Source organism: Polaromonas sp. P4_H1, assembly GCF_056400945.1.
This window is the reverse complement of the sequence record NZ_JBFUKG010000022.1, coordinates 82365-90729: the sequence shown is the minus strand read 5'-3', so window position 1 is coordinate 90729 and position 8365 is coordinate 82365. Positions and strand designations below refer to the sequence as shown.

The following is an 8365-nucleotide window of genomic DNA, read 5'->3' as shown; positions in this document are numbered from 1 at the left end:
CATCGTGCGGGTCGTGGGCTGGAATGGTGCTGTCGCGTTTCAGGGTGTCAAGCTCAGGGTCTCCACTGCGCTGCACCGACTGCCCATCGCGTTCAGGGCAGATCCCCGGGCCGATGGTTGCTTCGATGCTTTCTTCTGCCATCATCACTTCATGCGCATCAACATGAACACCATCCTCGATTCCAACTAACCGGGCAAAGTGTTTCCTATGTCTCCGAACACCTGTTTCCCATGTCTCCTGTCCATACAGCGAAGCAAAGAAAAGTAAGTCGCCCGCCGGGGCGAGTCCCGGCCTGATCGTGAAGGCCCACAGCATCAACACAGCACCAGTAGTCGCTATCAGTTCAATAGCCATTCAATAGCCATCAACACCCAATTTCGAAACTAAACAGGAATCGCCGTAGTCTCGAACACTTCTTTCAAACACACAAACGTGCGAATCTGCCTCACGCCCGGCAGACCTATCAGCTGCGCCGCATGCAGTTCGTTGAAAGAGTCGATGCTCTGGATGCGCAGCTTGACGAAGTAATCAAATTCGCCGGTCACCAGTTGCACTTCCAGGCAGCCCGTCAGGCCGGCAACGGCTTTCTCAAAGGCGGCAAAGGAGTCGGTGGTCGAGCGGTCCAGCACCACGCCGATGATGACCAGGCCGTTGTAGCCCAGCGCACGCGGGTTCACCAGCGCCACGGTTTTTCGGATCAACCCCAGCTCCTTGAGCTTGGCAATGCGGCGCGAGCACGCGGGTGGGCTGAGGTTGGTTTTTTCGGCCAGGTCTATGTTGGGCAGGGACGCGTCCTGCTGCAACAGCTTCAGCAATTTGCGGTCAATCCGGTCGAGGGTGATTTCCATAGGTGTATTGGTTAAATATTGCGTTAATTTTATAAAAATCGAAATGAATTTCCTAGTGAATGGAAAAATAGATTTTAAAAGAATGTTTAATTTTGAAAGTTTGCAATTAATTTCTGGTGCTCTTGGCTACGATTTATTCACGACTGCGCAAGACATTTCAGCCAACCATGCCCTCCATTTGCGGCCATCACAGTCCACGCAATGGGGGCTTTCACCGGAGCCACGACCATGGAACTCACGCTCAACCTCAAAAAGTTTCCCAGACATTCGCTAACCTTCGGCCCCACGCCCATCCAGCCGCTCAAGCGCCTGAGCGCCCACCTGGGCGGCAAGGTCGAGCTGTACGCCAAGCGCGAGGACTGCAACAGCGGCCTGGCCTTTGGCGGCAACAAAACCCGCAAGCTGGAGTACCTGATTCCCGAGGCGCTGGCGCAAGGCTGCGACACGCTGGTCTCCATCGGCGGCATCCAGTCCAACCAGACGCGCCAGGTCGCAGCCGTGGCCGCGCACCTGGGCATGAAGTGCGTGTTGGTGCAGGAGAACTGGGTGAACTATTCCGACGCCGTGTACGACCGCGTCGGCAACATCGAGATGTCACGCATCCTGGGCGCCGACGTGCGACTGGATGCGGCCGGTTTTGACATCGGCATCCGTCCGAGCTGGGAGCAGGCCATGGACGACGTGCGCAAAGCCGGCGGCAAGCCCTTCCCCATTCCGGCCGGCTGCTCCGAACATCCTTATGGCGGCCTGGGCTTTGTCGGCTTTGCCGAAGAAGTGCGGGCGCAGGAAGCTGAACTCGGCTTCAGGTTCGACTACATCGTGGTCTGCTCGGTCACCGGCAGCACGCAGGCCGGCATGGTGGTGGGTTTTGCCGCCGACGGCCGTGCCGACCGCGTGATCGGCATAGACGCCTCCGCCAAGCCCGCGCAGACCAAGGCGCAAATCCTGCGCATCGCGCAGAACACCGCCAGGCTGGTCGAACTCGATCGCGACATCACCGCGAAAGACGTGGTGCTCGACACCCGCTACGGCGGGCCCGAGTATGGCCTGCCGAACGAAGGCACGCTGGAAGCCATCCGCCTGTGTGCCCGGCAGGAGGGCATGCTGACCGACCCGGTCTACGAGGGCAAGTCCATGCACGGCATGATCGACATGGTGCGCCGTGGCGAGTTCCCCGAGGGTTCGCGGGTGCTGTATGCCCACCTGGGCGGCGTGCCCGCGCTCAATGCCTACAGCTTCCTGTTCCGCAACGGCTGACCGCTGCCCAGGTGCGAGGAAGTGACTCAGCAGGGGAATCACACCGATCTGCGATCTGATTATCGAGAGAGCCTCGGAGAGCCGTGCGCCCGCATGGTTTCCGGGCAGCGGGTGTTGAGCCCACATCGCTGCTGACAAGCCGTTGAGGAGACGTGCTCATCCTGGAGCGAGGATTCGCTGTTGCAGCGAGGCCTTCGCGCATGCCAACCGCGGCCCTCGGGCTGCCATTGAAACGGTGGACAACATGATGAAACTGAAACTCGCAAACCTGGCTACAAGCCTCGCCATCTTCGCGGCAGTCCTGGCCGGGCTGGTGCCATGGAGTGGCGCCCGCGCACAAAGCTATCCGTCGAAGCCGATCCAGCTGGTCATTCCCTTTCCACCGGGTGGGGCGACCGACATCGTCGGCCGGCTTGTCGGCAAAAAGCTGGGCGAGCACCTCGGCCAGCCTGTGGTGATCGAGAACAAGGCCGGTGCCGGCACCGTCATCGGCGCCGCCTTTGTCGCTAAGGCACCCGCCGATGGCTACACGCTGCTGATCAGCTCGGGTTCCACCTTCACCGTGAACCCTGCGCTCAACCCCAGGCTGCCCTATGACCCGGTCAGGAGCTTCGAGCCCATCGGCCTTGCCGCGCGCGTCCCTCTGATCCTGATTGCCAACCGCGACGTGCCGGTCAGCAACCTCAAGCAGCTGATAGCCGCCGTGCGCGGCACGCCGGACAAGTACGTCTATGGCTCGTTTGGCAGCGGCACGACGGGCCATTTCGCGGGTGAGCTGATGTGGAGCGCCATCGGCATCAAGCTGCTGCACGTCCCCTACAAGGGCAGCGCGCCGGCCATGAGCGACCTGATCGGCGGCCAGATCCCTTTCACGGTTGACACCGTGGCCGCGTCGCTGCCTCATCTGAAGGCGGGCAACGTCAAGGCCATCGCCGTCACGGGCGCCACGCGCGCCACGCAGCTGCCCGACGTGCCGACGGTGGCGGAAAGCGGCTTCCCGGGTTTTTCCGCCGACTCCTGGCTGGCGGTCGTCGCGCCGCGCGGCCTGCCAGCCGATGCGAAGGCCAAGCTGCAAAAGGCACTGGCCGAAACCATGGCGGATGCGGAGATCCGCGACAAACTCATTGCCAACGGGCTGCAGCCCGCGTACGAGCCCGCTGCCGCGGTGGCGGCGCGGATCGAAGACGAGCTGCCGCGCATGCGCGCCGTGGCGCAGCGCGCGAACATCCGGGCGGAATGAGGAATGAATAGGGCAACCGATGACAGCCTGGTCGTCCTGTCCGCCGTCGAATTGAGGCGGCTGATCGAGGCCAGGCAGATTTCGCCGGTCGAGCTGCTCGAAGCCTGCATCGCGCGCATCGAGGCGGTGAACCCCTTCGTCAACGCCGTCACGGCCACCTGCTTCGAGCGCGCACGCAGCGAAGCCAGGGCCGCCGAACGCACCGTGCTCGAGGGCCGCCCGCTGGGCCTGCTGCACGGCCTGCCGATGGGCGTGAAAGACCTGGAGGCGACGGAGGGCCTGCTCACCACCCTTGGCTCGCCGCTGTACCGCGACCACCTGCCCGTGGCCGACAACGTGCTCGTGGCGCGGTTGCGCGCAGCCGGTGCAATCGTGGTCGGAAAGACCAACGTGCCCGAGCTGGGCGCCGGCGCGAACACACGTAACGCGGTCTGGGGCGCCACCGGCAACCCCTTCGACCCGAGACTCAACGCAGGTGGCTCATCGGGTGGTTCGGCCGCGGCGCTGGCCTGCGACATGCTTCCGGTGTGCACGGGCTCCGATACCGGTGGTTCGCTGCGCATTCCGGCGGCCTTGTGCGGTGTGGTGGGTTTTCGGCCCTCGCCAGGCCTGGTGCCGAGCTCGCGCAAGCTGCTCGGCTGGACGCCGATCTCGGTGGTCGGGCCGATGGGGCGCAGCGTCGCCGACGCCTGCCTGCAACTGGCGGCATCGGCCGGCCCATCAGTGGGCGACCCGCTCAGCTACCCGGTGGATCCGGCCGGTTTCCTGGATCCGCCGGCGGTGGACCTCGGGGCCCTGCGTGTGGGCTGGACCGAGGACTTCGGTGCCTGCGACGTCGATGCCTCGATCCGCGGGACCTTTCGCCGCAAGATCGCTTCGATGAAACACCTGTTCCGCAGTTGCGACGAGGTGAAGTTCGAGCTGGGCGATGTGCACCGCTGTTTCGACGTGCTGCGCGCCGAGGCTTTTGTCGCTGGCACGCGAGACGCCTATGAACGCGACCCCGCGAGTCTCGGCCCCAACACGCGGGCCAATTTCGAGATCGGTGCCGCGATGAGTCTGCTTGACAGTGCCTGGGCGCAGGCAGAACAAACGCGCATCCTCGCGCGCTTCCATGCTGCAATGGCCGGCTGCGACCTGATCCTCGCGCCGACCACGCCGGTGTCGCCTTTCCCCTGGACCACGCTGTATGCCGACACGGTCGATGGCCAGGCACAAAGCAATTACTACCGCTGGCTGGCGCTGACCTATGTGGTCACGCTGACCACCTTGCCGGCCCTCAGCCTGCCTTGCGGACTCGATCACGCCGGCATGCCGTTCGGGCTGCAGCTGATCGGCCGCTTCCGCGCGGACCACCAGGTGCTTGGCGTCGCCGCGGCCCTGGAGCAGGCCTTTGCCAAGTCCGATGAGCTGCGGCGGCCGCGTCCCGCGCTCGACCGCCTGCGCCCCGTCGAGCCCGCCCTGACCTCGATCGTGACGGCGCCTCCCGTTTTCGGCGGTGGCGCTTGCGGCGCAGCGGCCCCGACGTCGGCCGCCTGAACGGGAGACAAGGAATGGACCTGCTTGACCGCTTGGCCCCCAAGAGCCCATGCCTTGGGCTATGGCGCAACGGCTGACCATGGGCTGCCTGTCCCCTGGACCCGGTGTTCAGCGCCCGCTCGCACGAGGTGCCGTTTGCTCCATGATTTTGCTATTAAAACAATAGCTAATAGTTCCCGTCTTTATTGGGATATAGACCTAAATAATCTTTAAAAGTCTTTTTTGGCGTGAACCCCTCAACGCCGCCGGTTCGGACGCCGCGAGTTCGCGTAAAACGCTGGCGGTTTGCTGGCAACCCAACGCAGAAATGTCGCCATTTCGGGATGCATTTTCAACGCATCCCAGGTGCTATAGCTGTGCGCCATTTGACTTCCGAGACGCCGGTCGTCGGGATGGGTCAATGGCCGCTTCTGGCGAACTGTATATGGGCAAGTGTCTCGCTCGATGTCAGGATCAGACTGAAGGCGGAAGTAGAGCAATCCAAACTGCTTGCTCCAGACCGGTCACTCAGAACTGCGGGCTGTTTGTCGGCTAACTGGCACCTATTTCATTGACGGGAGCAGCCGCCATCGGGTGCGTTCAGCCATACAGAACACCGGACTCGAGTTTCCTGCGAATAAAAGAATTACGGTGAATCTGGCCCCGGCGGATCTGCCCATCCGCGCCAGCAGGTCGATTCCGCCGCCGACAGCGAACGGGACGATCAGGCGGATTGGCTTGGTGGGAAACGAGGCCTGTGCGTAGGCCAGCTGGCCGGCGGCCGCAGCGGCCAGCATCAGAGAAAAAGCCGCGTCTTTTCATGGTGGTCGAACACAGGTTGGAATGGGGACTCAGCGCCGAAGGGCGGCGGCAAAGCCCGCGCGCGCTTCCTCGCCATGGATGTAACCGTAGTCCGCGACCGGCGCGGTGTCGCCGGGCTCTAGGTGGAGCTCGACGAAAACCGGACCCTGCGCGTCCAGCAGCGCCGGCGCCGACTGGCGGAACGTCTCGATGTCGGAAAAGGAGTGTGCTTGCGCATAGCCTGCCGAACGCGCAAAGCCCGCGAAGTCGATCGTGGCCCGTCCCGGGAGGGGGTGCCCCCCGTTCGCCTCGTAGCTTCCATTGCGGCAGACGAAGTGGACAAACCGCCGCGGCGCCGCGGAGGCGACCGTGACGAGGGTGCCCAGGTTCATGAGCAGGCTGCCGTCGCCGTCAAGCACCACGATGCGGCGCTCGGGCATCGCGAGGGCGAGACCTAGTCCATGCGACGAGGCCAGCCCCATCGCCCCGATGCTGACGTAGTTGAGAGGGTGCGGCCGGATGGCCGTGAACTCGAAGGCGGAGGTGTACGTCGACACAACGATGTCGTCGGGCAGCAGATCGGCCAAGATGCGGAAGCAGGCGTCGCGTTTCATGTCAGGCACTCGGATAGCGGGAAATGAGGATGCACAGGGGCGTGCTCTCGCGGAAGGCGGTCTCGAGCGCCGGCGCGATTTGCGCCACGTCGGCATCGCTGGACACCACGAGGTGCTGCATTCCCAGGGTCCGCAGCAGCGGCAGCATGCGGTTCACGCCGTAGTTGGCGGATTGCTCGGGATCCTCGGGGGAATCGGCGAACAGCAGCCCCACCAGCATGCAGATAGGCTGCCGGTACTCCATCGCGATCGCGCGGATCGCGTTCATGGACGCGAGGAAGCCCGTGTACTGGATCAGCATGACGCCTCGCACACCGGCTGCCGCCAGTCCGGCGCAGATGCCGACACCCTCCTCCTCACGCGAGACCCGCACGAGACGCAGGTCGCGGTCACGCGAGAGCGGCCACAGCACGCCTTCGGATGTGGTCAGGTCCGGCACCGACACCACGTGCGTGATGGCCGCTGCCTTGATCGCAGCGATGATTCCCGCCCCCTGTAGTTGCATGTCGGGTGCCCCCATCGTGAGGCTGTTCATTGGAACTCCACCCAGACACTCTTGACTTGAAGGTACTCGCGCATCGCCTCGCTCCCGTTCTCTCGGCCGAAGCCGGATTTCTTGTAGCCGCCCAGCGGCGTCATGCTGCTCACGCCGCGGTACGCGTTGATCCAGACCGTCCCGGCCTGGATGGCTTCTGACATGCGCAGGCCGCGCGAGATGTCCTGCGTCCAGACGCCGGCGGCGAGGCCATATTCACTATCGTTCGCCAGCCGAACCGCCTCCTCCTCGGAATCGAAAGCGGTGACCGCCAGGACCGGGCCAAACACCTCTTCCTTCCAGAGCCGCATGTCGGGTTCAACATCCGCGAAAACGGTGGGCGGGACGTACCATCCCTTCTCGTAGCCGCGCGGCAGCGCTTCGGTGCCCAGGAGTTGCTTCGCACCGTCCGCGCGAGCCTCCTCAATGCGCCTGCGCACGGCGTCGTACTGCGCCCGTGTGCTGATCGGGCCCATTGTCGTTCCATCGAGTTGCGGGGCGCCGACTTCGATGCGCTGCGCCGCTTCGAGCAGGCGCCGCATGAATTCGTCGTGGATGCCTCGCTGCAGCAGCAGCCGCGATCCCGCAACGCACGATTGTCCTGACGAAGAATAGATACCAGCGAGCGTGGCGGGTACCGCCTTCGCCAGGTCGGCATCATCGAACACGACCACTGGCGATTTGCCACCCAACTCCAGTAATACGGGCTTGAGGTGCTTCGCCGCGAGTTCATAAACCGCGCGCCCTCCCGCTTCACCACCCGTGAAGGTGATCTTGGCGACACGCGGGTCCTCGACCAGCGGAGCCGCGACTTCAGCGCCGTAGCCTGTCACGACGTTCAGCACACCGGGGGGGAAACCAGCCTCCTCCACCAAGGAGCAGAAATGCAGCGTCGAAGCCGATGCATGCTCCGAGGGCTTCAGAATCACCGTGCATCCGGCGGCCAGCGCGGGAGCGATCTTCCATGAGGCGATGGGCAGCGGGGAGTTCCATGGCGTGATCGCCAGCACCACCCCCACGGGTTCGAATCGCGTGAAATTGAGAACACCGGGGCGGTCGACCGGAATCACGTGCGACTCCACCTTGTCCGCGAGGCCTGCGTAGTAATGCCAATGCTCCGGCAGGTAGCCGAACTGTTTGCGCAGCTCGGCGATGGGCTTGCCGTTGTCGCGGACGTCGAGTTCGGCCAGCACGTGTGCATCGCGCGCGAGCAGGTCCGCGAGCTTGCGCAGAAGCGCACCGCGCGCCGTCGGGCGCATCCGCGACCACGGGCCTTGCGTGAACGCGAGATGCGCTGCCTCCGCTGCGCGCATGGCATCCGCCGCGCGCCCGCGCGGAATCCGCGCCCAGGCCTCGCCCGTCGAGGGGTCCAGCGAGTCCAGCCACTCGCCGCCCTCCGGCTCGCGCCAGGCGCCGTCAATGTACATGGAGAAAAACTTCATTTCTTGCGCACCTTCCAGAATACGGAACATCGTTAGACGTGAACTCTAGACGAGATGCCTGTCCTCTGGCAAACTGGCGATCCAATGTTCCGAATAATGGACCTTTACC

General features: G+C 63.9%; 8 protein-coding genes and 1 pseudogene. 4 read left to right on the top strand and 5 right to left on the bottom strand.

Annotation, left to right across the window (positions count from 1 at the left end):
* Together AC1DS5_RS22735 and AC1DS5_RS22730 are read right to left on the bottom strand one after the other, a co-directional pair.
* Window positions 1-355 (bottom strand): hypothetical protein (locus tag AC1DS5_RS22735; protein ID WP_477720520.1); only part of this gene is annotated, 355 nt, incomplete at its 3' end.
* 29 nt (window positions 356-384) lie between these two features.
* Window positions 385-849, bottom strand: a complete 465-nt coding sequence (locus AC1DS5_RS22730) for an Lrp/AsnC family transcriptional regulator (protein ID WP_011484717.1) — start codon at window positions 847-849, stop codon at window positions 385-387.
* Window positions 850-1077: 228 nt separating this feature from the next.
* On the opposite strand from AC1DS5_RS22730, the gene AC1DS5_RS22725 reads away from it, so the two are divergent.
* The 4 genes and pseudogenes from AC1DS5_RS22725 to AC1DS5_RS22710 form a co-directional block, all read left to right on the top strand.
* On the top strand, window positions 1078-2106 hold the full coding sequence (locus tag AC1DS5_RS22725) for a 1-aminocyclopropane-1-carboxylate deaminase (protein WP_477720519.1): 1029 nt from the start codon (window positions 1078-1080) through the stop codon (window positions 2104-2106).
* 247 nt (window positions 2107-2353) lie between these two features.
* The gene (locus tag AC1DS5_RS22720; protein WP_477720518.1) at window positions 2354-3346 is read left to right on the top strand and encodes a Bug family tripartite tricarboxylate transporter substrate binding protein; all 993 of its coding nucleotides are present in this window, start codon (window positions 2354-2356) and stop codon (window positions 3344-3346) included.
* Window positions 3347-3349: 3 nt separating this feature from the next.
* Window positions 3350-4885, top strand: coding sequence for an amidase (locus tag AC1DS5_RS22715; protein WP_477720517.1), 1536 nt, complete (start codon window positions 3350-3352; stop codon window positions 4883-4885).
* Between the two features lie 561 nt (window positions 4886-5446).
* Window positions 5447-5549: pseudogene (locus tag AC1DS5_RS22710) on the top strand (magnesium chelatase domain-containing protein); the annotation flags it as partial.
* Window positions 5550-5715: 166 nt separating this feature from the next.
* Here AC1DS5_RS22710 and AC1DS5_RS22705 read toward each other — a convergent pair.
* From AC1DS5_RS22705 to AC1DS5_RS22695, 3 genes are read right to left on the bottom strand one after another with little or no spacing between them, the layout of a single operon-like run.
* Window positions 5716-6279: a thiamine pyrophosphate-dependent enzyme gene (locus tag AC1DS5_RS22705; RefSeq protein ID WP_477720516.1), complete on the bottom strand. Its 564-nt coding sequence runs from the start codon at window positions 6277-6279 to the stop codon at window positions 5716-5718.
* Window position 6280: 1 nt separating this feature from the next.
* Entirely contained in the window at window positions 6281-6814 is a 534-nt protein-coding gene (locus AC1DS5_RS22700) for a hypothetical protein (RefSeq protein ID WP_477720515.1), read from the bottom strand.
* Complete coding sequence (locus tag AC1DS5_RS22695; RefSeq protein ID WP_477720514.1) at window positions 6811-8286, bottom strand: aldehyde dehydrogenase; 1476 nt, start codon at window positions 8284-8286, stop codon at window positions 6811-6813. Before AC1DS5_RS22695 ends, AC1DS5_RS22700 begins: the two co-directional genes overlap by 4 nt.
* Window positions 8287-8365 lie beyond the last annotated feature (79 nt).

What these genes read in the sequence shown, in the direction of transcription:
- AC1DS5_RS22730 (WP_011484717.1), bottom strand. Translation starts at nt 849, where the DNA reads ATGGAAATCACCCTCGACCGGATTGACCGCAAATTGCTGAAGCTGTTG.
- AC1DS5_RS22725 (WP_477720519.1), top strand. Translation starts at nt 1,078, where the DNA reads ATGGAACTCACGCTCAACCTCAAAAAGTTTCCCAGACATTCGCTAACC.
- AC1DS5_RS22720 (WP_477720518.1), top strand. Translation starts at nt 2,354, where the DNA reads ATGAAACTGAAACTCGCAAACCTGGCTACAAGCCTCGCCATCTTCGCG.
- AC1DS5_RS22715 (WP_477720517.1), top strand. Translation starts at nt 3,350, where the DNA reads ATGAATAGGGCAACCGATGACAGCCTGGTCGTCCTGTCCGCCGTCGAA.
- AC1DS5_RS22705 (WP_477720516.1), bottom strand. Translation starts at nt 6,279, where the DNA reads ATGAAACGCGACGCCTGCTTCCGCATCTTGGCCGATCTGCTGCCCGAC.
- AC1DS5_RS22700 (WP_477720515.1), bottom strand. Translation starts at nt 6,814, where the DNA reads ATGAACAGCCTCACGATGGGGGCACCCGACATGCAACTACAGGGGGCG.
- AC1DS5_RS22695 (WP_477720514.1), bottom strand. Translation starts at nt 8,286, where the DNA reads ATGTTCCGTATTCTGGAAGGTGCGCAAGAAATGAAGTTTTTCTCCATG.